The following is a 24477-nucleotide window of genomic DNA, read 5'->3' on the forward strand; positions in this document are numbered from 1 at the left end:
AGTGAGAGGGCGGGTGGCATGACGGTCGAGACGGTCACCGGGGACGGCGCGCTGCTGGTCGTGGACGCGCCGAGCGACCTGTTCCTGGTCCGCACGCGAGCCGGCGGCGCGCGGTCGCGGCGGCACTTCGTGGCCCGGATCCCGGTCGGCGGGCTGGTTCCCGACGTGGCCGGGGCCGGGGTGTGGCGGCTGCTGGCCGTACCCCTGCCGGGTGGGCGTCTCGACCGGCTGCCCGCACCGGCGGACGGCGCCGAGGCGGTCGATCTGGCGTTGTCCGCGCTGGCCGGGGCGGTGCGCGGCGACCGGGAGCCGCCCCGCGACGCGCGTGCCCTCTACGCCGGGCAGGTGGAGGCGGCCGGCCCGGGCTCGGTGTTCACCGGCACTCCGGCGGTGTGCTGGGCCCGCGGCGCCGGCGGCCGGCTGGTCCGCAACGACGGCGGTCCGGACGAGACGTTCGAGGAGGGCGTGCCGGTGCTGCTGGCCGGGCGCGACTGGGTACGGCCGGAGCGCGGCGGCGCGGTCGAGGCGTGCTCCAGCGACGACCTGCTGCGGTCCGGGGAGCTGTGGACGGCGGTGCGCGACCAGACCGTACGCCTGTTGCGCCTGGTCGAACGGCAGGGCGAGGCGGCCGACGCGGCGCTGCTGACGTCGCTCACCGCCCGGGAGAGGGCGAACCGGGCGGCCGTGTCGCGCGCGACCCGGATCGCGTCCGGTCTGGTCGGCGCCCGTGTCACCGCCGATCGGGCGGTCGACGGCGAGCGTCTCGGGCGGGCGGTGGCCGCGTTGCGCCTGATCACCGGAGCGGGCGGCCCGCCGATCGTGGAGCCGGCCGGCCGCCGGGCCGAGCCGGCCGACCTGGACGAGGCGGTCCGGGCGGTGGCCCGCAGCTCCTCCCTGCACCTGCGGGACGTGCAGCTGCCGGAGAGCTGGTGGAAGCAGGATCTCGGCCCGCTGCTGGGCCGGCGTGCCGAGGGCGGCGGGACGACGGTGGTGTGCCTGGTCCACCGGCGCGGGCGGTACCGGGAGGTCGATCCGGAGACCGGTGCGGTGCTCGCCTCCGGCCGGGCCGCCGCCGCGGGGGTGTCCCGGACCGCCACGCAGGTGCAGCGCCCGCTGCCGGTCGAGGCGTCGGTTCCGGGGGTGTTCCGGCTGGGCGGCGCGGGCGGCGGCGCCGATCTGGCCGCGCTGGCCGGCTGCGGGGTGGTCGTCGCGGCGCTGGCGCTGGCCGCCCCGATCGTCACCGGCCGGGTGCTGGGCGCGCTCGCCGAGCGGGTGTCGATGTCCGGCCTGACCTGGTCGGCGCTGCTGCTGGTGGCCTGTGGCGGGGTGGCCGCGCTGGTCGGCGTGGCCACGAATCTGCGGATGCTGCGGGTCGAGGGCCGCGTGGAGCACGGGGTGCAGCTGGTCCTCTGGGATCGCCTGATGCGCCTGCCGGTCCGGTTCTTCCGGGACACCGGCAGCGGCGAGCTCGCCAACACGCTGCTCGGGGTCACGTTCGCCCGGGAGGCGCTGTCCGGGGTGATCCTGCTGCTGCTCACCTCGTCGCTGACCGCGCTCGCCATGCTGGCGCTCGTCTGGGTGCTGAGCCCGCCCCTCGGACTGGCCTCGACCGGTCTGGCGCTGGCCGCGCTGCTGCTGGTCGGCGTGCTGGGCCGGGTGGTGATCGTGCGGCAGCGGCGGGCGTTGCCGGCCGAGCACCGGGCGGTGTCGAGCGCGCACCAGCTGATCAGCGGAATCTCGAAGATCAAACTCGCGGGGGCCGAGCAGCGGGCGTTCGCCCGGTGGTTCGAGCAGACGGCGTACGCCCGGAGCACCCTCAACCGGGTCCGCGGTGTGCAGGCCGTGTTGCGGGCGGTCGCCACGGTGCTGCCGATCGCCGGTCAGCTGCTGCTGTTCACGATCCTCGCCGGCCCGCTCGCCGGCACCCTGGCCCCGGACGACTTCTTCGCCCTCGACGTCGCGTTCCTCATGCTGGTCGGCGCGCTGCTGGTGATCGTGTCCGGCAGTGTCGAGCTGCTGGCCGCGCTGCCCCGCCTGGCCGAGCTGCGGGTGGTGACGGCCGGTGTGCCGGAGCGGACCCCGGACCGGGCCGACCCCGGCGACCTGCGCGGCGAGATCACCCTCCAGGAGGTCACCTTCGGGTACGGCCCGGACGCGCCCGCGGTGATCGACGACGTGACCCTGCGGGTGCCGGCCGGCGCGTTCGTCGCGATCGTCGGCCCGAGCGGCTGCGGCAAGTCCACGCTGCTGCGCCTGCTGCTCGGGTTCGAGTCGCCGGCACAGGGCTCGGTCTACTACGACAACCAGGATCTCGCCGAGCTGGATCTGCAGGCGGTGCGCCGGCAGTGCGGGGTGGTGCTGCAGGACGGGCAGCTGTTCGCCGGGACGCTGCGCGACAACGTGTGCGGCGCGGCCTCGTACAGCCTGGAACGGGTCCTGGAGGCGGCCCGGCTGGCCGGCCTGGACGACGACATCGCGCACCTGCCGATGGGGGTGGCGACGATGGTCCCGCACGGTGGCGGCACCCTGTCGGTGGGCCAGCGGCAGCGCGTCCTGATCGCCCGGGCGCTGATCCACCGGCCGCGGATGATCTTCTTCGACGAGGCGACCAGCGCGCTCGACAACCGCACCCAGGAGCGGGTCACCGAGAGCACCCGGCAGCTCAGCGCCACCCGTCTGGTGATCGCGCACCGGCTGTCCACGGTGCGGCACGCCGACCTGATCGTCGTGATGGACAAGGGCCGGATCGTGCAGCAGGGCACCTTCACAGCCCTGATGGCGCAGAAGGACGGGCTGTTCTTCCAGCTGGCCCGCCGGCAGCTGGTGACCGGGGACGAGTGATCAGCCCAGGTCCAGCACGGCGGCGGTCTCCACCAGCATCACCGTGCCCTGGCCCGAGCGGCGGCCCACGATGTCCACCACCGACGTCGGCCCGCGGTTCTCGGCCACCACCCGGAACGCCTCGGTGAGCAGGTCGATCAGGCCCTGCGCGAGCAGCTCGGCCGCGTCGCTCCACTCGTCCCAGGTGGCGGCACGCGGCCGGGCCGGGTCGCCGGGCAGCGACAGGATCCGGTCGCCGGTCGCGCGCAGCAGCTCGTCGACCGGGCGGCCGATCCGGTCCAGCACCTCGACCAGAACCTGCACGGTCTGCCGGGCCGGGAGCCCGGAACGGTGCAGCTCCAGGGCCGCGCGCAGCGCCCGTGGGCGGACCAGCTGAACGGCGCCGTTCTCCCGCCACGCGACCACGCCGTGCCGGGTGAGCGCGTCGACGAGGGCCGGGGACTCCGCGGCGAGCCGCTGCATCAGCGGGCCGAGGGTGTCGCTGCGGGGCTGGCCGGGGCGTACCCCGAACATCGCCTCGATCGCGGTGAGGTTGAAGCCCTGCCGTTGCAGCGACAGGATGGTCTCCAGCCGGCGCAGGTGGTGTTCCTGGTAGACGACGGTGCGGCCGCGCCGGACCGGTGGGGCGAGGATGCGGCGGGCCTGGTGCGCCCGGATGTTCCGCGGCGACATGCCGACCTGGCGGCTCAGCTCCTCGATGGTGAACTCCTGCTGCGCCGTCGCCGGCCCTTCCACACGCTGGACGGTCATCGCGCTCCCCCCGTTCCCGCCCTGGCTGGGCTCGGGGACCATCGTCACGCGGGGGTTCACCTACCCACATCGGGGCGTGGCACGTACTTTTCTCACCGGGGAGACCGGGACGCTTTCCTCGTCCCGGTCTCCCCTTCGCGCCACGGCGGGGGTCAGCCGTGGGTGATCTTGGCGTTCTCGTCGACGTGGATGCCGGAGGCGAACTCCAGCACCTCCTTCTCACCCCAGCCCAGGCCGTCCCAGACCTGGATGACCATCCAGCGGCCCTCGCCGAGCTTGACGAAGAGGGCGCCGCCGTCGGTCTGGCCGATCATCTTGGTGAGCAGGCCGGGCTTCCCGCCGACCGTCACCTCCTTGCCCCCCAGTTCCTCGTTCGGCGCGAACTCCTGGAGCTGGGCGACGATCTTGCCGACGAAGCTGTTCGGGTTCTTGTCCTGGAAGCCCTTCGGGGCGATGACGATGCCGTAGTCGTCGGCGCCCTGCAGCTCCCAGCCGTCCGGGACCTTGTCGAGGGTGAAGCCCTTGGGCTGCGCGCCCTGGTAGGCGACGAGCTTGGTGCCGGCGAACTGCGGGGCGACGGTCGCCGGACGGTCGTCGAGTGCCTCCGGCGTCTTCGGGGCCGCGCCGGTCCCGGTGGTCGCGATGATCACCGCGGCCAGCGCGGCCACGGCGAAGGCACAACTTCCGACAACCTGCGTGGTACGGCGCCGGCGCAGCGCCTTCTGTCCGCGGGCCAGGTCGGCGGCGACCTGCTCCCGAGTGGGTTCAGCAGCCGGGCCGGCGATCCGCGCCAGCCCGTCCTGAAGGTTAGTCATGTCAGTTTCTCCTGGTCACAGCAGTGCTAGGGAGGGATTCGGGCCGAGAACCGTACGGAGCCGGTCGAGCGCCCGGGCGGTCTGGCTCTTCACCGTTCCCTCGGAGCACCCGAGGGCGTCGGCGGTGTCGGCGACGTCGAGGTCGTAGAAGTAGCGGAACACCAGAGCGGCCCGCATCTTCGGTGGCAGCTCCCGGAGGGCCGCGCGCAGGCCGTCCGAGACGTCACCGGTGATGTGTTCGGCCGCCACCCGGTCGGGAACCTCGGCCACCGATCGTTCACTCCGCCGCCACCACCGCCGCCGTTCGTCGGTCAGCGCGTTCACCAGCGTCCGCCGGACGTACCCGTCCGGGTTGTCGGCTCGCTGGAACGCCGGCCAGGCGACGTACAGTTTCGTCAGCGTGGACTGGACGAGGTCCTCGGCCAGATGGGCGTCGCCCGCCGTGAGCAGAGTCGCGGTACGCACCAGCGCGGCCCTCCGGCTGACCACGAACTGATGGAATTGCTCATCACGCTCGGTCTTCACACGAGCCCCTCCTTCACTCTCACGCCTCCCTGACGACTGGCGTCGCACGGAGGTTGCATGAGGCTCGGACCAAGGTGCGGCAGATTACCCGCCGCGGAGCCGGCCGCCTACCGCTCGCGGCCCCGCATCGACGCAGTGATCTCATATAAGCAAATGTGTCGATCACTGAACGGGGATGACATTGAATAGGCGCAGGTCCGCACAGATAGCGGTCGCTCTGGTCGCGGTGATCGCGGCCACCACGGTTCCGGGCTCACCGTCCGCGGCCGTCACCGGCGGCTCCGCGGTGGCCGACGGCGAGCACCGGTTCGCGGTGCATCTCACCGACGGCGTCTCGCACGGATGCACCGGGACGCTCGTCTCGCCGTACTGGATCCTGACGGCCAAGGACTGCGTCACGAACGCCGAGGGGCCGATCAAGGCCCAGATCGGCAAGGCGAACCTGACGACGTCGACGGGCCACGACCGGACGATCGTCCGCTCGGTGACACACCCCACGCTCAACCTCGCGCTGTCGCGCGTCGCGGTGCCGGTGACCGACGTCGCCGTCCCGCGGATCGGCGCCACCGCGGTCGCCGCGGGCGAGTCGCTGACCATCCTCGGGTACGGCCGCACCAACTCCACCTGGGTGGGGCTGCTGCACCAGGCCACCGTCGCGGTCACCGGCGTGGAGGCGGGCACCCTGGCGATCGCCAACACCACACCGGACGCGCCCACCACCTGCAAGGGCGACGCGGGCGGGCCGGCCATCCGGCAGACCGCCACCGGCGTCGAGGTGGTCGCCGTGCACTCCGCGTCGTACCAGGGCGGATGCCTCGGCGAGACGGCCACCCGGCGGGACGCGGTGGAGACCCGGCTGGACGTCGCGGCCGGCTGGATCGCCGCGACCGTGGCGGTGCGGCCGCGGACGGACTTCAACGACGACGGCAAGGCCGACATCGCGGGCATCAACCCGTCCGACGACATGGTGCTCCACACCGGCGACGGGGCCGGCAAGGTCACGCTGCAGGGCCTGATGTGGCCCGGCACCGGGCGATGGGCCGGCAGCCACGCGTTCACCGCCGGTGACTTCACCAGCGACGGCTTCAACGACATCGCGATCATCGACAGCCAGAACAACATGCGCCTCTACACCGGCGACGGCACCGGTCAGCTCACCAACGCCGGCCTGATGTGGCCGGCCGGCGGCCTGTGGGCCAACCACCACGCGTTCACCGCCGGCGACTTCAACGGCGACAGCTTCCTCGACATCGCGATCATCGACAGCCAGAACAGCATGCGGCTGTACGCGGGCGACGGCGCCGGCAAGCTCGTCCAGAAGCCGGTCATGTTCGGCGCTGCCGGGGCGTGGGTCAACCACAAGGCGCTCGCGGGTGGCGACTTCGACAGCGACGGCAAGGCCGACATCGCCGTCATCGACAGCCAGAACAGCATGCGGCTGTACGCGGGCGACGGGACCGGCAAGCTCGTCCAGAAGCCGGTCATGTTCGGCGCCACCGGCGCGTGGGTCAACCACCAGTCCTTCACCGGTGGCGACTTCGACAGCGACGGCAAGGCCGACATCGCCGTCATCGACAGCCAGAACAACCTGCGGCTGTACGCGGGTGACGGCGCCGGCAAGCTCGTCCAGAAGCCGACCATGTCCGGCGCGTCCGGGTCCTGGGCCGGCTGGAAGTGGCTCGCCTCCTGAGGTGACGACCGGCGCCGCCACCACGCCCCCGGGCCGGTGGCGGCGCCGTTTCACGTTGTGCCGAAAGCCGCCAGCGTGCCGGTGTACCGCTTCGGCTCCGGACGCGCGTACTCGTCCCGCTTCGAGGTGTGCACGCCCAGCGTGACCAGGGACTGGACCAGCAGCGTCGCGGCGGTCACACCGTCGATGACCGGTACGCCGACCTGCTTCGACACGTCGGCGCAGAGGGCTGCCATGCCGGCGCAGCCGAGCACGATCACGTCCGAGCCGTCCGACTCCAGGGCGGCGCGGGCCAGATCGACCACCCGGGGCAGGACCGTCGGGTCCGACTCCAGCTCCAGCACCGGGATCTCGCAGGCGTGCACACCCCGGCAGCCTCCGGCCGCGACGTAGCGCTGCGCCAGATCGTGTGCGCGTCCGGCCGTACGCCCGAGGGTTGTCACGACGCTGAAACCGCGACCGGCCAGCATCGCCGCATGCATCGCCGCCTCCGCTATGCCGACCACCGGACCGGCTGCGACCTCCCGCGCCGCGTCGAGGCCGGGGTCGCCGAAGCAGGCGATGACGTACCCGTCGACGCCGTCCCGCTCGCCCGCGATGACCTCGGCGAGCAGGCCGGGCACGGCAAGGGCCTCGTCGTAGTGGCTCTCGATGGAGACCGGGCCCATCGCCGGGGTGACCGCCTCGACGACGGTGCCCGGGCCGGCGACGGCCCGGGCGCTCGCCTCGATCAGCGTGGTCATCGACGCCGTGGTGTTGGGATTGATGACCCGGATGCGCATCAGGAACTGATCTTGACCGGGGTGGCCGGCGACGTCACCGGGGAGCGGCGCACGAGCCCGAGGTAGACCAGGAAGCCGAGGCCGCAGCCGATGAACCAGCTGTACTGAGCGACATCGGTCATCTGGCCGAGCACCGGGATCACCGCGATGACCGCGCCGACCGCGGTGGCGATGATCGCCGGCGGGTGGTAACCGCGTTTGTAGTAGTAGCGGCCGTTCGGCGACATGGTGAACATCGCGTCCACGTCCACCCGCTGCCGGCGCACCAGGTAGTAGTCGGCGATCAGCACCCCGAAGAGCGGGCCGATGAAGGCGCCCAGCGTCTCCAGCGTGTAGTGGATGACCTCCGGGTTGTTGTAGAGATTCCACGGGGTGAGCAGCACCGACCCGACCGCGGCGATCATCCCGCCGGCGCGCCAGGAGATCCGCTGCGGGCTGACGTTGGAGAAGTCGAACGCCGGCGAGATGAAGTTGGCGACGATGTTGATGCCGATCGTGGCGATGGTGAAGGTGAGCGCGCCCAGCACGATCGCGAACGTGCTGTCGATCCGCGCCACGGTGGCCACCGGATCGGTGATCAGCTCTCCGAACACCGGCACGGTAAGGCTCGCGGTGACGACGGTCAGGATGCTGAACATCAGGAAGTTCACCGGCAGGCCGAGGAAGTTGCCGGTCTTGACCGCGGTGAAGGATCTCCCGTAGCGGGAGAAGTCGCCGAAGTTGAGCATCGGGCCGGAGAAGTACGACACGACCAGGGCGATCGCGCCGAGCATCACCGGGATCGCGTCGACGCCGGTGACCGTGACCTCGCCGAGGTTGAGGTCGATGGCGCCCCAGCCGGCGTCGGCGATCAGGTAGCCGGCGAGCACGAACATGACCACGTAGACGGCCGGGCCGCAGAAGTCGATGAACTTCCGGATGGTCTCCATGCCGGTCCAGAAGACGGCCGCCTGCAGGACCCAGAGCAGCGCGTACGTGCACCAGCCGAGCAGTGGCAGGCCGAGGAACCCGTACTGGTCCACATCGGCGTACGGCATCAGTGCCGGCCACAGTTTCAGCAGCACGACGTCCAGGGCGGCCGAGGCCAGGTACGTCTGGATGCCGTACCACGCGACAGCGATCGAGCCGCGGATGATCGCCGGCACGTTCGCCCCGAGCACCCCGAACGCCACCCGGTTGATCACCGGGTAGGGCACGCCCGTCACCTGCGACGGCTTGGCCACCAGATTGCAGAAGAAGTAGACGATCGTGATGCCCACGACCAGCGAGATCAGCACCTGCCAGCTGGACAGCCCCAGCGCGAACAGGCTGCCCGCCGTGACGTACCCGCCGACGCTGTGCACGTCGGACATCCAGAACGCGAAGATGTTGTAGGCGCCCCACCGCTGTTCCCGTAGGGGCGCCAGATCCTTGTTGGTGAGCCGGGGGTCGTAATCCGATTTGACGACGCCGCTGCCGACCGGCATGCCGGCGGCTTCGACCAGGTCCTCGTGGTGTTTGCTGGGGATGGTGTCGGCCATGCCCGTCACGCTAGGAACCCGCTGTTTCCCCCGGATGTGCGGAACTGTATATCTTGCGCGGTGGCAGCCGGACGATGAAGGTCGAGCCGCCGTGCTCGCCCGGGCGGTAGTCGACGTCGCCGTGGTTGGCGCGGGCCAGCTCCCGGACGATGTAGAGGCCCAGCCCGGTGCCGCTGACCTTGCCCGCGGTCGACGAGGCCCGGGCGAACCGGTCGAAGAGCCGTCCCCGGAACTCCGGCGGGACGCCCGGCCCACGGTCGCGGACCTCGATGGTGACGGCCGGCTCGCCGGGCCGGGCGACGACCTCGGTGGCGCCGCCGCCGTACTTCGCGGCGTTGCTGATCAGGTTGGTGAGGATCTGGTCGAGGTGGCTCGGCTGCACCATCGCGACCAGGTCCCGCGGGCAGGACACCGGCACCCGTTCGGTGGCGGTCGCGGTCAGCGCGGCCTCGATGTGGTCGGCGAGCGGGACCGGCGCGGGCGTGGCGGTGAGCCGCCCGGCGTCGAGGCTGACCAGGTCGAGGACCTCCTGGACGATGCTCGCGAGCCGCTGGGTGGTGCGGTGGACGCGGCTGAGGGTGTCGCGGGCCGGTCCGGGCAGGTCGTCCTCGTCGAGGGCCAGGTCGAGGTGGCCGAGGATCGTCGCGAGCGGGTTGTTGATCTCGTGGCCGAGCATGCCGATCAGGTCGGCCTTGAGCCGGTTGGCCGCCTCCAGGTCGGCGGTGCGAGCCCGGACGGTGTCCTCCAGCGAGTCGTAGAGCAGCGCGTTGTCCAGAGCCACGGCGAGCTGGCCGGCGATCAGGCGGACCGCTTCCAGACGGCCGGTGGAGAAGACGCCGGCCTGCCGGTGGTTCTCCAGGATCAGCACGGCGCCGTCGCTGTCACGGCTGGGGACCGGTACGGCGAGCAGCGCGCAGACCTCCCGCCGGGCGAGGTACGGGTCCCGCGCGAACCGGTCGTCCGCGCAGGCGTCGGCCACGAGCAGGGGCCGGTGGGTCCGCCGCACGTAGCGCAGCGCCGACCCGAACGGGTCGCCGGCCGCCCCGGCCAGCCGCACGTGGGTGGCCCCGGTCATCGCGCTGAGCACGTCGCCGACCTGCTCCTCCAGCCCGGCCAGCGAGGTCGCCGAGTTGAGCGCCCGCGCGGCCCGCAGGATGGCTGTCAGGTCGATCCGGTCGGCGCCGGCGCCCCCGCTGCCGGGCCCGCCGGGCTCGGTGGCCCGCAGGAACGGGTGGCGGGACTCCAGCCGGCCCACCGCGGCGGTCGCGCCCCAGTCGCGGTAGGTGTCCCGGGCCTCGGCCAGCAGCCGGTGCGCGGTGTGGGTGAGCCCGCGTTCCAGGTGGAAGCGGGCGGCCCGTTCGGCGAGCACGGCCCGGTGCCACGGCCGCCCGGCGACCTCGTGCAGGCCGGCGTCGAAGTGCCGGGCCGCGGTGTCCGGGTCGTCCCGGGCCCAGGCCCGTTCGGCGTCGGCCAGGTGCAGCAGCGGCCGGAAGTTGCGGGGCGAGTCGGCGGCGCGGCGGGCCAGCCAGTCCCGGACGAGGGTCAGCTCCGCGGCGGCCCCGGTGTCGCCGTTGCGCAGCCGTGTGGCGAGGCTCAGGCAGCGCAGCACCCGGGCCAGGGCGGACGAGTAGAAGCCGCGGATCGCCTCGCAGTGCTCCATGGCGGCGGCCGCGTGGCGGTCCAGGGCCGCGTCGTCCTGTTCGAAGAGCGCCAGCAGCCCGTGGCTGACGTGGTGACTGGCGAGCGCCGGCGGATAGCCGGGGACCGGCAGGGCTTCGAGGGGCTCCTGGCCGCGCGCCGCCCGTACCAGATCCCGGAAGGTGGTGAGGCTGAACACGGCGATCCGGTTGCCGGTGCGCTCGGCGGTGGCCAGACCCGCGGCGACCTCCTCGGCCACGGTGTCCAGCGAGTCGGCCGTCTCCAGCACCACCGCGGCGAGCCGGACGCTGAGCAGTCCCGCCACCTGCACGTCCCCGGCGGCGACCAGGTCGTCGCGGGTCTGCTGCCCGGCCTCGACGATGTCCTCCAGCGGCTCGAACCAGTGCGCGGCCAGGAACAGGTGCATGTAGCGGGCGATCGCCGTCTCGGCCGGCCAGCCGTGCTCCCGGCCGGCGGCGACGACGTGCCGGCTCATCCGGTATCCGGTGCGGTAGTCGTCGAAGAGGGAGATGGTCGCGCAGATCAGCGCCCCGGCCGCGCCGATCACGGGCGCGCACACGCCTTCCCGGCGCCACAGCCGGTACGCCTGGAGCAGCATCCACGCGTGCTCGATCGGCCCGAGCTGGTAGGCGGGCACGAGCAGCCGGTTGATCAGCCGGCCGGTCGCCAGCACGAGCGGGTCGGTGGTCTCGGCCGCCCGCTCCAGGTCACCGAGGCCGTCCCGCAGCTCGGCGACCTCCCGCCGGACGGCCGGCTCGGGGTCGTCCGGGGGCACGATGCCGCACCGGCGCAGCACGTCCAGGCCCAGGCCGTACGCCGCGGGGATCTCGTTGCGCTGTGACATGACGTTGATCTGGATCGCGGTGGCCTCGGTCAGGGTGACCAGGTCGGGTGATCGTGCGGCCAGGTCGCGGTAGACGTGGCCGGCGTCGTCGAGCCGGCCGAGGCAGTAGTAGGTGAGGTGCCGGTCCACGGCCACCGCGTTGCGGGAGGAGTCGTCGCCGACCCCGTCGAGCAGCCGGTCCGCCGCGTCGAGCAGGTCGACGGCGACCGGATAGTTGGTGAGCCGGATGGTCCGGCGGGCCGCGGCGTGCAGCAGGGCGGCCGCCTCCCGCCGCTCCTGCGGGCTCTCCACCAACGCCGCGGCGCCGAGGTACTGCTCGGCAGCCGCCTGCGGGAAGGCGGTGGCCAGACGGCGGGCCATGACCAGTTGCAGCTGCTGCCGCTCGGCGTCGGGCAGGCATTCCCGGGCGGCCTGGAGCACCAGGTCGTACCGGAACCGGACGGTGTCCCCGGCCCGCAGCACGAATCCGTCCTCGACGGCCCGTCGCACGTGCCGGTCCAGCTCGTCCGCGGGGGTGCCGGTCGCGGCGGCCAGCGCCCCGACGCTGATCTCGCCACCGAGGCAGGCCAGGGCGGCGTACCGGCGGCGGCACCCGGCGGCCTGTTGCGCGAGGCGGCGGGCGGGCAGCTGGGACAGCTGGTGGGAGGAGACGAACGCCCGTACCTCCGCGGTGTCCCACTGCCAGCCGCCGGCCGCCGATCGCAGCAGGCCGTCCGCCCGCAGCGCGTTGAGCAGCTCGATCGTCGCGTAGGGACTGCCCTGGCTGCCCTGCCGGATCAGGGCGCTCAGCCCGGTCGCGTCCGCCGCCGGCATCCGCAGCACCGCCGCGACCAGCGCCGTCGTCGCGGCCGGGCCGAGGCCGCCGAGCCGGATCTCCGGGTCGGCCACGCCGTCGTGCCGCCACCTGTCGACCGACGCCCGCACCGGCGGATGACCGTCCCGGTAGGTGACCACCAGCAGCAGTCCCGGAATCGGCCCGCTCGTCATGATCGCGTCCAGGACCTGCATCGACCCGCCGCTCGCCCACTGCAGGTCGTCGAGGACGAACACGATCCGGTGCCGCGCGGCGAGCGCCCGCACCAGCGCGACAGCGGTGGCGCTGACCCGGGCACGGGCCGTCACCGGGTCGCCGACGGGCGGGCCGCACCCGGCGCCGAGCAGGTCGGCCAGCTCGGGCACGGCCGCGCAGGCCACGGCCACGTTGGCGCCGAGCGCGGCCCGGATCCGCCGCCCCGCGTCGGCCACCTCCGGTTCCGGCGCGGCGAGCAGCAGCCGGGTCAGCACCCGCAGCGCCCGGGTGATGCCGCCGGTGTCGGTGCCGGTCCGGAACTGGTCGAACCGCCCGTCGGCGAACCAGCCGCCCCGCGCCGACACGGCCGGCCGCAGACTCCGGACCAGCGCGGTCTTGCCGATCCCGGGCGGCCCGCTGACCAGCACCGCCGGTGTCTCGCCGAGCATCGCCCGGTCGAGCGCGGCGGTCAGCGTGCCGAGCTCCCGTTCCCGGCCGATCAGCTCGGCGGGCGGCGCGAGGAAGGCCGGGAAATCCCGTTCGCCCAGCTCCCACCCGTCGTCCGGGCCGGTCCGGCAGCGCTCCAGGTCGTAGGCGAGCCCGTCGGCGCTCTGATATCGGCGTTCCGGGTCCTTCTCCAGCAGCCGCATGATGATCTCGCCGAACCGGGGCGGCAGTCCGGGACACCGCCGCGTCACCGGCTCGGGCGGCCGGACCAGCGTGTCCCGGACCAGCTCCAGGGGGTCGTCACCGGTGAACGGCGGCTCACCGGTGGCCAGCGCGTACAGGGTGGCGCCCAGTCCGTACAGGTCGGCGCGCGAGTCCACCGCCGGCCCGATCCGGCCGGTCTGCTCCGGCGCCAGATAGCCGAGCGTGCCGACCGGACCGTCGTCGTCGTCCGCCTCCGGCGCCCCGGGCAGCGCGAGGTCGAAGTCGATCAGCACCGGCCGCCCGGCCAGCACCAGGTTGGCCGGGGTGACGTCGCGATGGACGACCCCGGCGCGGTGCACGGCGCTCAGCGTCCCGGCAAGATCAACGGCAAGATCGAGCAGCAGGGGTACGGCCAGACGCCCCCGATCCGGCGGCGCCCCTCCGTCGTCCTCCAGGATCAGCGTCTGGCGCGACTGAGTGCCGGCCAGCCGAGGAACGCCCGGGATCCCGGCGAGCCTCCCCAGGACCTCCTGTTCGTGCCGGATGCGCCGGACCGCGCCGGGTCCGGTGGCGCGTTTCCGGATCAGGGCGCCGTGGCGGTCGGCCGGACTCCGGCGAAGGACCTGTGTCCGTTCGCTGCGATAGAGCACCACCTCGCCCACAAACCGATTTTTCTCATGTCTGGGGCCTGGGTGGTGTCTCTTCCGCAAACAGCCCGATGTGCCGGGGCAGTGCTGCGATGAACCCCTGCAACCGATGGTGATGGCGAGCACAGACGTGGGCCAGCGCCTCGGCGTCCCGCCGCAGGAAAGCGGCGAGCATCCCGGCGTGGTCGGAGTGCAGCAACTCCCGGTCGCCGGCGGTCAGGTGTGACATCGGCCGCAGCGGCTCGGTCATGTTCCACGCCGACTCCAGCATGTGCAGCAGGCGGCGCATCCGGCACGGCACGATCAGCGCCAGATGGAACCGCCGGCTCTCCCGGTGGTAGGCGGCCCCGCTGTCGTCGGCCTCGATCGCCGCGTCCAGGGCCCGCAGCGCGGCACGGGCCAGCCGGTCGTCCTCGCCGGTCGCGCCGGCCACCGCCACCCGCAGCGCCGCCGACTCCAGCGCCTCCCGGACCAGGTAGATCTCGCCGAACTCGCGGGCCGTCATCATCGCCACCCGGTAGCCGCCGTTGGTCCGGTGGTCGACCAGGCCCTCACCGATCAGGGTCATCAGCGCCTCACGCACCGGGATCCGGCTCACCCCGAACGCGGCGGCCACCGCGTCGACCGGGATCGCCGAGCCGGGCGGGACCTCGCCATACAGGATGATCGTCCGCAGCTCGTCCACGATCGCGCTGCGCACGCTGCCCGCCTCCCGGTCGGCGAGCCGGGCGAGCAGGGCCGATCGGCGCCGCGGTCCGGACATGGACAGACGTTAGCCGCCCCCGGTTATCGGCACGTTTCGTGACGCCGTGGATAGGCTGGCGTCAGGCCGTGCACACCGGAGGTGACGATGCCCCTGTATCCACACCAGCCGCATCACCGTCCCGAGTGGCCGCCGCCGCCACACCTGCCCCCGGCCGGCCCCGGGCTGCCCGGCTGGCTCGAGGAGCGGCTCTTCGACCAGCGGATCGTGATGCTCCGCGGGCATCTGAGCGCTGAGACGGCGACCGGGATCGCAGCGGCGCTGCTCACCCTCGACTCGGCCGGGCCCGAGGTGGTCCACCTGCACGTGTCCAGTCCGGGCGGGGATCTGAGCGCCGCGCTCTCCGTCGTCGACGTGCTCGACGCGCTGGCCGCGCCGGTGCACGCCCTGGTCACGGCGGAGGCGGGCGGGGCGGCACTGGCCGTGCTGGCGGCGGCGGATCAGCGGGCGGCGTACCGTCATGCGCGTTTCAAACTCGCCGAACCGCGCGCCGCCGGGGTGACCGGGACCGCCGACGAGGTCGCGGCCGCCGCCGGGCAGCACCTGCGGGAGCTGGAGGAGGTGCTGGTCCGGCTGGCCGAGATCACCGGCAAGCCGCGCAGCCGGATCGAGAACGATCTGTCCGCCGGCCGCAGCCTCAGCGCGGCCGAGGCGCTCGACTACGGCCTGATCCACGAGGTGGTGGCTCCGAAAAAGAACGGGCCCCGGTAGGAACCGGGGCCCGTCCTTCAGAAACTCGGGAACTCAGGAAGCGACCTTGACACCCATGGAACGGGCGGTGCCGGACACGATCTTGATCGCGGCCTCGAGGTCGTTCGCGTTGAGGTCCACCAGCTTGCGCTCCGCGATCTCCTTGACCTGCTGGGCACTCAGGGTGCCGACGGTCGTGGTGAGCGGGTTGGCGGCGCCGGACTGGATGCCCAGGGTCTTCCGGATGAGGAAGCTGGTCGGCGGCGTCTTGTAGGCCAGCGTGTGGCTGCGGTCCTCATACACCGAGACGATGACCGGGATGATCTCGCCCCGGTTCTTCGCGGTGGCCTCGTCATACTCGACCTTGACGGCACGCATGTTGGCGCCGGTCGGGCCGAGCATCTTACCGAGGTCGACCATCGCGGCGTTACCCGCCTCAAGCGCGAGGGTTACCTCATGGGTCTTCTTCTTGGGAGGCATTGGGTAAGGCTCCTTAGGGTGAGCTGCGGGCCGAGACAACGCAGCTCGCCAGCATCAACGACACACGACAACCCCGAGACCTTACTACCGCCATGACGAGAGGGTCAAAACGGTGGGTGTACGGGGTCTCGGGTCCGCCACCCAGTGTAGCTCCCGGCTCCGGGGCACCCGGGACCGGCCCGGACTCAGAACCGGTCGCAGTCACACTCGCGCATGTTCGCCCGGATCAGGTGCACGTAATCCGGGTTCGACAGCTTCTTGCCCGCCAGATAGGACTCCTCGGTCGAGCCGGGACCCATGTTGTACCCGTTGATCACCAGATTGAGCAGGCACGGCGACGCGTCGGTCTTGCACCTGGCGGCGCTCAGGTCGTAGTTCTTCGCGAAGTACTTCTCACCGAAGTACTTGGTCAGCCAGGCCAGGTAGTTGGCGCCGATGATCGCGTTCTGCCGGTAGTCGCCGGCGTCGTAGCTCTTCTCGAACCGCTGGTTGACGAAGTCCTCGGTGTCCGGCATCACCTGCATGAGGCCGTATCCGCCGTCACAGTTGCGGATGTTCGACACCCACCCGCTCTCGTGCCACGCCACCGACCGGATCAGATCGGCCGGCACCCGCAGCTTCGGCGCCGACCCCGGCCAGTAGACCTTGGTGGCCGCCGCGTTCAGCGCCACCTTCGCCTTCGCCCGGGACACCGCCTTGCCGACGTACTCGGCGCAGTCCGGCAGCTGCGTGTTGAACGGGTCCTCGGTCGGCGTGGGCTTCGCCTTCTCGGTGGGTTTCGCCTTCGACTTCGACGGTGACGGCTCCGGCGTCTCCTCCACCGCCGGCTCGACCGTCAGTTCGGCCGCCGGCTCGGAGGCCGCCGCCACCGGCGCGGCCGCCTGCTCCCGCTCGTCCGCCCCGGCCAGACCACACCCCGCGGCCACCATGAGAACCGTCACCACCGCAGCGACATCGATCTTTCGCATCGACGCGAACCTCCCCCGTGAGACATCGACGGGGAACGCTAACAGTGCTCAGTCGATCACCGCTGACCGGTAAACCGGACAGATCAGCACAAGATTCGGGCTTCGACCCCGTGTCACGATCGGCAACCTGAGCCGGGAACAATGGACGGCATGCAGACCCGCACCGACCTACGCAACGTCGCCATCATCGCTCACGTCGACCATGGCAAAACCACCCTGGTCGACGCCATGCTGCGCCAGGGCAGCCAGTCCCACGCGCGTGGCGAGATGGCCGACCGCGTCATGGACTCCATGGACCTGGAGCGGGAAAAGGGCATCACCATTCTCGCCAAGAACACGGCGATCAGCTACCAGCCCGCCGAGGGCGATGCCGTCACCATCAACATCATCGACACCCCCGGCCACGCCGACTTCGGCGGTGAGGTCGAGCGCGGCCTCACCATGGTCGACGGTGTCGCCCTGCTCGTCGACGCCTCCGAGGGCCCGCTGCCGCAGACCCGCTTCGTGCTGCGCAAGGCGCTCGCCGCCAAGCTGCCGATCATCCTGATCATCAACAAGGTCGACCGGCCCGACGCCCGTATCAAAGAGGTCGTCGACGAGACGTATGAGCTGTTCCTCGACCTCGACGCCAACGAGTCGCAGATCGACTTCCCGATCGTCTACGCCTGCGCCCGCGACGGCATCGCCTCGCTGACCCAGCCGAAGGACGGCACCGTCCCGGAGGACGCCACCGACCTCGAGGTGCTGTTCAGCACCATCCTGGAGACCATCCCGGCCCCGAAGTACGACGAGAACGCGCCGCTCCAGGCGCACGTCGTCAACCTCGACGCCTCGCCGTTCCTCGGCCGTCTCGCCCTCTGCCGCGTCCACCAGGGCACCATCCGCAAGGGCCAGACCGTCGCCTGGTGCAAGACCGACGGCACGATCGCCAACGTGCGCATCTCCGAGCTGCTGATCACCGAGGGCCTGGAGCGCAAGCCCGCCGAGAGCGCCGGCCCCGGCGACATCATGGCCGTCGCCGGCATCGCCGACATCATGATCGGTGAGACCCTGGCCGACGCCGAGGACCCGCGGCCGCTCCCCCTCATCCAGGTCGACGAGCCGGCCATCAGCATGGTCATCGGCACCAACACGTCGCCGATGGTCGGCAAGGTCAAGGGCGCCAAGGTCACCGCCCGCATGGTCAAGGACCGCCTCGACAAGGAGCTCATCGGCAACGTGTCGCTGCGCGTCCTGCCGACCGACCGCCCCGACGCGTGGGAGGTCCAGGGCCGTGGCGAGCTGGCGCTGGCCATCCTGGTCGAGCAGATGCGCCGCGAGTCGTACGAGTTGACCGTCGGCAAGCCGCAGGTCGTCACCAAGACGATCGACGGCAAGGTGCACGAGCCGGTCGAGCGTCTCACCATCGACGCCCCCGACGAGTACATGGGGGCCATCACCCAGCTGCTCTCCACCCGCAAGGGCCGCATGGAGGAGCTGATCAACCACGGCACCGGCTGGCTCCGCATGGAGTGGCTGGTCCCGGCCCGCGGCCTGATCGGCTTCCGGACCGAGTTCCTCACCGAGACCCGCGGCACCGGCATCATGCACCACCTCTTCGAGGCGTATGAGCCGTGGTTCGGCGAGCTGCGCACCCGCCAGAACGGTTCGCTCGTCGCCGACCGGGCCGGCGTCGTCACCGCCTTCGCGATGACCAACCTGCAGGAGCGCGGCCAGCTCTTCGTCGAGCCGACCACCGAGGTGTATGAGGGCATGATCGTCGGCGAGAACTCCCGCCAGGACGACATGGACGTCAACATCACCAAGGAGAAGAAGCTCACCAACATGCGCTCCTCCACCGCCGACGAGACGGAGAAGCTGATCCCGCCGCGCAAGCTCTCCCTCGAGCAGGCCTTGGAGTTCTGCCGCGAGGACGAGTGCGTCGAGGTGACCCCGTCGGCCGTCCGGATCCGCAAGGTCGTCCTGGACGCGACGACCCGCGGCCGCGCCGCCGCCCGGCGTAAGCACCAGTAGGTTTCGTTCCTCCTGGCCGGCTCGCCCCTCCCCTTCCCGGCGGGGCGGGCCGGTTCCTCCTGGCCGGCTCGCCCACCTCTTCCCGGCGGAGCGGGCCGGTTCCTCCTGACCGGCTCACCCCTCCCCCTTCCCGGCGGGGCGGGCCGGTTTGTCATTCCTGGCGGAAACGGTTCCAGGCCGCCACCTCGCGGCTCGGGAGCTATCACATCGAGCCGAGAATCCCCTTTGGCCCGCATCGGGCCATGCCGCAAATCAGCACCGCGCGGCTTTCCAGTGCCCTGACGACGCCAGGCAAACCAGATAATCCGCTTTGTCCGGTTCAGGTCATCCCGCCAACCCGCATGCGGTCATCGCCATCCAGCCACTTCCCGCACTCAAGCCGCGGCGCTCGGTGTGACCACCTGGCCGCGGCCCCGTCACGCTGAGAGGCGCGGCCGGGCCTGTGGCGCGGCAGCGGGGTCGGCCTTCGGTATTCGGCGGGCGCAAATGGGAACGGGCCCGGACGACCACGATCGTCCGGGCCCGTCGGGCGCTGGAGTGGAGGGCTACTTGTCGGCGAGGATCTCGCGCTTCTTGTCCCGGGAGGTCTTTGCCAGGCTGGCCAACGTGGCCACGGCCAAGGTGCCGAGGATGACCAGCAGGGAGAGCCAGATCGGGATCTCGGGCGCCCAGTGGAAGCCCTCGCCGCCGTTGATGAACGACAGGCTGTTGGTGTGCAGGGCTTCGAGGACCAGCTTGACACCGATGAAGGCGAGCACCACGGCCAGGCCGATGTTGAGGTAAACGAGGCGTTCGAGGAGGCCGCCGAGCAGGAAGAACAGCTGGCGAAGGCCCATCAGCGCGAAGACGTTCGCGGTGAAGACCAGGTACGGCTCCTTGGTGATGCCGAAGATCGCGGGGATCGAGTCGAGCGCGAAGATCAGGTCCGTGGTGCCGATCGCGATCATCACGATGAGCATCGGGGTGAACAGGCGCTTGCCCGCTGCGGAGACGACGCTGAACCGGCCGTCGCCGAACTCCGAGGAGAGCGGCAGCGCCCGTTTCGCCCAGCGGATCAGGATGTTCTCCTTGAACTCCTCGTCCTCGTCCTCGCCCTTGACCAGCGTGATCGCCGTGTAGACCAGGAACGCGCCGAAGATGTAGAACACCCAGGAGAACTGTGTGATCAGCGCGGCGCCGGCGGCGATGAAGATGCCCCGCATGACGAGCGCGAGCACGATGCCGATCAGCAGCACCTTCTGTTGGAGATGCCGTGGCACGGCGAACCGGGCCATGATGATCACGAATACGAAGAGGTTGTCGACGCTCAGCGAATACTCGGTGAGCCAGCCGGTGTAGAACTCACCGGCCGCCTGGCCACCAGCGGTCAGCCAGACCCCGATACCGAAGACCACGGCGAGACCCACGTAGAACGCGACCCATCCGCCGGCTTCCTTCATGCTGGGCTCGTGTGGCCGGCGCCCGATGATGAGCAGATCGACGGCGAGCACCGCGACCAGCGCGACCAGGGTGGCGACCCAGACCCATGCAGAAATGTTCAACTAAGGACCTCCGGCAGACACGGGTCGTCGCTGCGCCCACCCGGGACTGGATGAGAACAGCGACGTGCGACTGTCGGAGGTCTCTTCCGCCACGGATCGTGAATCCGTGACCACCGGCCCCGGGTTCGCCCCGAAGGGCGTTCCGTGTTGACGAGACCGGAGCGGGGGAATACTCCCCTCCCACAGGAGCCATTGTTACGCATCCTCGGCGCGAACGGCACACCGGGAGCCCAGAGAGTGGTACGGCTCGCGGTCGAAACTCCCCATACGGGCAGATACGACATCTGTCGCACATCTTCCGCCTCGCTGGTGCCGTCGCTTTCCTCACCCTACGCCGTGACCAGGGAAGATCGTGCCCGTTCGGGATCGCCACCCGCTCTGAGGCATCCTAGTATGCTGCCGATCTGGTGCGTATGGGACGCTTGCGGGCATGGTTCTCGAAGTGACGCTGATCGACGTCCTCCCGGGTAGGGAGGGTGACTTCGTCAACGCGTACGAGATGGCCCGGCCCTTGGTGGCGACCACTCCCGGTTGCCGTTCGGTCCGCCTGCAGCGCGCCGTCGAGTCCCCACGGAGATTCGTGCTCCTCGCCGAATGGGACAGCGTCGAGGCCCACGAGCGCAATTTCCGCCGCTCCGACCGTTTCGCCCAGTGGCGCGCCCTGATCGGCGGTTCCCTGGCACAGCCTCCGCTCGCCGAGTACTTCACCGACATCCAGACCCAGCGCCACAACCCCGACCACGACTTCTTCGCACCCTGACAGAAGCCCATCACACCGCCGGGCGAGACCGGACTGTCGGACGGAACCGAGACCGTCGGACGGAACCGGATCCGCCGGGCGGGACAGAGACCGCTCGGCGTGGCCCGGACGGTCACGATGCCGGCGAGGGCCGGGCGCGGTCAGCGGTATCGGGCGCGCTGCCCCATGACGTCGAAGCCGAGCTTCCGGTAGAGCCCGGCCGCGGTCGGGTTGTTCACGTTGACGGTCAGCCAGGCCTCGGTGGCACCGGCTGCGGCCATACGTCGCAGCGACTCCCGGATCAGCGCCCCGCCGAGTCCGGTTCCCCGCGCGGCAGGCACCACGCCGACCTGCACGATCCAGCCCTCGGCCGCGGTGACGAACCCGACGTCACCGTGCTCTGGAAGGGCCACCATGAGGGACCACTGCGGCCGGAAGTCGTCGTCCTCGGTGTTCTCCTCGATCCATTCCTCGGCGGCCGGGTCGGGAAAGCCGGGCCGATCCCGGAACGACGCCGCATACACCGCGTGGAAACGCCCCGCGGTCTCCGCCGACCACTCGACCACCTCGGCCCCGTCCGGCCAGCCGGCCTCGAAGCCGTCGGCCGAGGCCAGCTTGATCCGCATCACGTCCTCACCGAAGAACTGCGTGAGACCCCGTGACGCGAAGAGCTCCGCAGCTCCGGCTGTGAGCCCTTCACACTCCACCGTCACCGGCGGAGCGCCCCGGCTCACCTCGCGCTGAGAGCCAGAAGATCCGGCCCCAGCCGCAACGTCGGCCGCAGGCGCAGCGGACGAGGGGCCGACGAGAGGACCGGCCGAAGGATCGCCGACCGCAATGCCCGCAGAATCAGCGAAAGTGGCCGCCGACAGACCGGCAGCCCCGGCGGCCGAAGAATCAGCAAACGAAACCGCCGAACGATCAGCAGCCCCGGCGGCCGAAGGGCCGGCGGAAGAAGCAGCCGGAGGGCCGGCGGAAGAGACAACCGAAGGATCGGCGGAAGAGACAACCGAAGGGCCGGCGGAAGACACAGCCGAAGGGCCGGCGGAAGAGACAACCGGAGGATCGGCGGCCGCGGCCAGGGCGGTGTCGAGCAGGCTCGCCCCGACACCGCGGCCACGGAACGCCGGATCCACCAACCCGCTGATCATCGGCCCGCCCGGAGAGGGGCGGACCGCGGCGGCCGCGACGAGCGTGCCGTCCTCACGGACTTCGAAGGCGACCGTGCCGGCGGCGAGCCATCGCCCGCGCAGGAACCACGGCTCGGTCACCAGGGGCATGCCACCGTCGGCTGCCCGGCACCGCCGCACGAGGTCCAGCAACTCGTCCTCGGGCAGGGACTCCGCCACCCGTCGCACTCCAGCCGTCATGGGCGCCAGGGTAGTGACGCGCACGTCGCGGGACGACCGGTTATTTCACCCCCGCCATGTCCATGCCGCGCAACTCCTTCTTCAGCTCGTGGATCTCGTCGCGGATCCGGGCCGCCAGCTCGAACTGCAGCTCCCGCGCCGCGCCGAGCATCTGGTCGTTGAGGTCCTGGATGAGCTGGGCCAGCTCGGCGCGGGCCATGCCGGCACGGGCCGGCGTGGCGGCCGCCTTGCCCCGGGAACGGCTCTCCGGAACGGAGGCCTTGCCCCGGGACATCTGCCGGCCGGAGCCACCGACCACCTCGTCGGTGTCCTCGGCCTCCTTGTAGATGTCGTCGAGGATGTCGTGGATCTTCTTACGCAGCGCCTGCGGTTTGATCCCGTTGGCCTCGTTGTGGGCGATCTGCTTGGCGCGGCGGCGCTCGGTCTCGTCGATGGCGTCCCGCATCGACGGCGTGATCTTGTCCGCATACATGTGGACCTCGCCGGAGACGTTACGGGCGGCACGGCCGATCGTCTGGATCAGCGACCGCCCGCTGCGCAGGAAGCCCTCCTTGTCGGCGTCGAGGATCGCGACGAGCGACACCTCGGGCAGGTCGAGACCCTCGCGGAGCAGGTTGATGCCGACGAGCACGTCGTAGTCACCCTTGCGCAGCTCCTTGAGCAGCTCGACCCGGCGCAGCGTGTCCACCTCGGAGTGCAGGTAGCGGACGCGGATGCCGTTCTCCAGGAGGTAGTCGGTGAGGTCCTCGGCCATCTTCTTGGTGAGGGTGGTGACGAGGACCCGCTCGTCCCGCTCCGTCCGGACCTGGATCTCGTGCATCAGGTCGTCGATCTGGCCCTTCGTCGGTTTGACCACGACGTGCGGGTCGACCAGGCCGGTGGGGCGGATGACCTGCTCGACGAACTCGCCCTGCGCCTGCTCCATCTCCCAATTGCCCGGGGTGGCGGAGAGGAACACCATCTGGCCGACCCGCTCGAGGAACTCGTCGAAGCGCAACGGCCGGTTGTCGGCGGCGCTGGGCAGCCGGAACCCGTGCTCGATCAGGATCCGTTTCCGTGACGCGTCCCCCTCATACATGCCGCCGATCTGCGGGATGGTGGCGTGGGACTCGTCGATGACGGTGACGAAGTCGTCGGGGAAGTAGTCGAGCAACGTGTAGGCCGGCTCGCCGGGGGAGCGCCCGTCCATGTGCATCGAATAGTTCTCGATGCCGTTGCAGAAGCCGACCTGCCGCATCATCTCGATGTCGTAGGTGGTGCGCATCCGCAGCCGCTGTGCCTCCAGCAGCTTGCCCTGCCGCTCGAACTCGGCGAGCCGCTGCTCCAGCTCGGCCTCGATGTCGCGGATCGCCCGCTCCATCCGCTCCGGCCCGGCGCCGTAGTGGGTGGCCGGGAAGATGATCAGCTCCTCGACCTCGCGGATCACGTCGCCGGTGAGGGGGTGCAGATAGTAGAGCTTCTCCACCTCGTCGCCGAACAGCTCGATCCGGATGGCGAGCTCCTCATACGCCGGGATGATCTCCAGGGTGTCGCCCCGGACCCGGAACGTGCCGCGCTGGAAGGCCATGTCGTTGCGGGTGTACTGGATGTCGACCAGCTTGCGCAGCAGCTTGTCGCGGTCGACCTCCTCACCGACCTTGACCCGGGCGGCCATGTCGACATATTCCTGCGGCGTGCCGAGGCCGTAGATGGCGCTGACCGTCGCGACCACGATCGTGTCGCGCCGGGTGAGCAGCGACCTGGTGGCGGAGTGGCGCAGCCGCTCCACCTCCTCGTTGACCGACGAGTCCTTCTCGATGTAGGTGTCGCTCTGGGCGATGTACGCCTCTGGCTGGTAGTAGTCGTAATAGCTGACGAAGTATTCGACGGCGTTGTTGGGCAGGAGCTCACGGAACTCCTTGGCCAGCTGGGCGCAGAGCGTCTTGTTGTGCGCCAGCACGAGCGCCGGCCGCTGCAGCCGCTCGATGAGCCAGGCCGTGGTGGCGCTCTTGCCGGTGCCGGTGGCGCCGAGCAGTACGGTGTGCCGATCGCCTCTGCGGACCCGCCGCTCCAGCTCGTCGATCGCGGCGGGCTGGTCACCCGCGGGCTTGTAGTCGCTGACGACCTCGAACCGGCCGTCGAGTCGTGGAATGTCGAGCGCCATGCCCACCACCGTACGTCGGGGGTATGACAAGTTTCCG

Annotated in this window: 17 protein-coding genes and 1 pseudogene; 5 read left to right on the forward strand and 13 right to left on the reverse strand. The window is 71.0% G+C overall.

Translation table 11 applies throughout. The features are described 5' to 3' along the window. Positions 1-18: 18 nt before the first annotated feature. The gene (locus BM290_RS50555) at positions 19-2841 is read left to right on the forward strand and encodes an ATP-binding cassette domain-containing protein (protein ID WP_093610473.1); all 2823 of its coding nucleotides are present in this window, start codon (positions 19-21) and stop codon (positions 2839-2841) included. Here BM290_RS50555 and BM290_RS05045 read toward each other — a convergent pair whose 3' ends face one another. The 3 genes from BM290_RS05045 to BM290_RS05055 all read right to left on the reverse strand — a co-directional run bounded on the left by BM290_RS05045 (position 2842) and on the right by BM290_RS05055 (position 4931). Further along, complete coding sequence (locus BM290_RS05045; RefSeq protein WP_177319582.1) at positions 2842-3591, reverse strand: MerR family transcriptional regulator; 750 nt, start codon at positions 3589-3591, stop codon at positions 2842-2844. A 152-nt stretch (positions 3592-3743) separates the two neighbouring features. Next, positions 3744-4406, reverse strand: a complete 663-nt coding sequence (locus BM290_RS05050; RefSeq protein WP_093610477.1) for a hypothetical protein — start codon at positions 4404-4406, stop codon at positions 3744-3746. A gap of 15 nt (positions 4407-4421) precedes the next feature. After that, a complete protein-coding gene (locus BM290_RS05055; protein WP_093610479.1) occupies positions 4422-4931 on the reverse strand; it encodes a SigE family RNA polymerase sigma factor in 510 nt (169 codons plus the stop codon). A gap of 175 nt (positions 4932-5106) precedes the next feature. Between BM290_RS05055 and BM290_RS05060 the strand changes: the two genes are divergently transcribed. Beyond that, positions 5107-6621, forward strand: a complete 1515-nt coding sequence (locus BM290_RS05060; protein WP_093610481.1) for an FG-GAP-like repeat-containing protein — start codon at positions 5107-5109, stop codon at positions 6619-6621. Positions 6622-6671: 50 nt separating this feature from the next. On the opposite strand, the gene BM290_RS05065 is transcribed toward BM290_RS05060, so the two are convergent. From BM290_RS05065 to BM290_RS05080, 4 genes are read right to left on the reverse strand one after another with little or no spacing between them, the layout of a single operon-like run. Then, positions 6672-7403 carry an aspartate/glutamate racemase family protein gene (locus BM290_RS05065; RefSeq protein ID WP_093610483.1) on the reverse strand — a complete coding sequence of 244 codons (732 nt, stop codon included), beginning with the start codon at positions 7401-7403 and terminating at the stop codon, positions 6672-6674. Further along, the gene (locus BM290_RS05070; RefSeq protein ID WP_093611207.1) at positions 7403-8923 is read right to left on the reverse strand and encodes an NCS1 family nucleobase:cation symporter-1; all 1521 of its coding nucleotides are present in this window, start codon (positions 8921-8923) and stop codon (positions 7403-7405) included. Before BM290_RS05070 ends, BM290_RS05065 begins: the two co-directional genes overlap by 1 nt. Before the next feature lie 10 nt (positions 8924-8933). Beyond that, a complete protein-coding gene (locus BM290_RS05075; RefSeq protein ID WP_093610485.1) occupies positions 8934-13748 on the reverse strand; it encodes a sensor histidine kinase in 4815 nt (1604 codons plus the stop codon). A 13-nt stretch (positions 13749-13761) separates the two neighbouring features. Next, the gene (locus BM290_RS05080; RefSeq protein WP_093610487.1) at positions 13762-14496 is read right to left on the reverse strand and encodes a GntR family transcriptional regulator; all 735 of its coding nucleotides are present in this window, start codon (positions 14494-14496) and stop codon (positions 13762-13764) included. A gap of 87 nt (positions 14497-14583) precedes the next feature. Here BM290_RS05080 and BM290_RS05085 point away from each other — a divergent pair, with 87 nt between their 5' ends. Next, positions 14584-15207: an ATP-dependent Clp protease proteolytic subunit gene (locus BM290_RS05085; RefSeq protein WP_093611209.1), complete on the forward strand. Its 624-nt coding sequence runs from the start codon at positions 14584-14586 to the stop codon at positions 15205-15207. Between the two features lie 33 nt (positions 15208-15240). On the opposite strand, the gene BM290_RS05090 is transcribed toward BM290_RS05085, so the two are convergent. Next, the gene (locus tag BM290_RS05090; RefSeq protein WP_093610489.1) at positions 15241-15666 is read right to left on the reverse strand and encodes an uL11 family ribosomal protein; all 426 of its coding nucleotides are present in this window, start codon (positions 15664-15666) and stop codon (positions 15241-15243) included. Positions 15667-15851: 185 nt separating this feature from the next. Further along, the gene (locus BM290_RS05095) at positions 15852-16634 is read right to left on the reverse strand and encodes a transglycosylase SLT domain-containing protein (RefSeq protein ID WP_093610491.1); all 783 of its coding nucleotides are present in this window, start codon (positions 16632-16634) and stop codon (positions 15852-15854) included. Positions 16635-16784: 150 nt separating this feature from the next. On the opposite strand from BM290_RS05095, the gene typA reads away from it, so the two are divergent. After that, positions 16785-18647 carry a translational GTPase TypA gene (typA, locus tag BM290_RS05100; RefSeq protein ID WP_093611211.1) on the forward strand — a complete coding sequence of 621 codons (1863 nt, stop codon included), beginning with the start codon at positions 16785-16787 and terminating at the stop codon, positions 18645-18647. Positions 18648-19192: 545 nt separating this feature from the next. Here the strand turns inward: typA and BM290_RS05105 are convergent. Then, positions 19193-20182 carry a TerC family protein gene (locus tag BM290_RS05105; protein WP_203779172.1) on the reverse strand — a complete coding sequence of 330 codons (990 nt, stop codon included), beginning with the start codon at positions 20180-20182 and terminating at the stop codon, positions 19193-19195. Between the two features lie 436 nt (positions 20183-20618). Between BM290_RS05105 and BM290_RS05110 the strand changes: the two genes are divergently transcribed. Next, positions 20619-20948 (forward strand): antibiotic biosynthesis monooxygenase family protein, encoded by a 330-nt coding sequence (locus BM290_RS05110; protein ID WP_093610495.1) that lies wholly within the window; start codon positions 20619-20621, stop codon positions 20946-20948. A gap of 140 nt (positions 20949-21088) precedes the next feature. On the opposite strand, the gene BM290_RS49520 is transcribed toward BM290_RS05110, so the two are convergent. The 3 genes and pseudogenes from BM290_RS49520 to uvrB all read right to left on the reverse strand — a co-directional run bounded on the left by BM290_RS49520 (position 21089) and on the right by uvrB (position 24440). After that, positions 21089-21553 (reverse strand): GNAT family N-acetyltransferase, encoded by a 465-nt coding sequence (locus BM290_RS49520; RefSeq protein ID WP_093611213.1) that lies wholly within the window; start codon positions 21551-21553, stop codon positions 21089-21091. A 450-nt stretch (positions 21554-22003) separates the two neighbouring features. After that, a pseudogene (locus BM290_RS51015) lies at positions 22004-22297 on the reverse strand (GNAT family N-acetyltransferase); the annotation flags it as partial. A gap of 40 nt (positions 22298-22337) precedes the next feature. Further along, positions 22338-24440, reverse strand: coding sequence for an excinuclease ABC subunit UvrB (uvrB, locus tag BM290_RS05125; protein WP_093610497.1), 2103 nt, complete (start codon positions 24438-24440; stop codon positions 22338-22340). Positions 24441-24477 lie beyond the last annotated feature (37 nt).

The sequence above is a fragment of the Actinoplanes philippinensis genome (assembly GCF_900113015.1).
Taxonomy (GTDB): Bacteria; Actinomycetota; Actinomycetes; order Mycobacteriales; family Micromonosporaceae; genus Actinoplanes; species Actinoplanes philippinensis.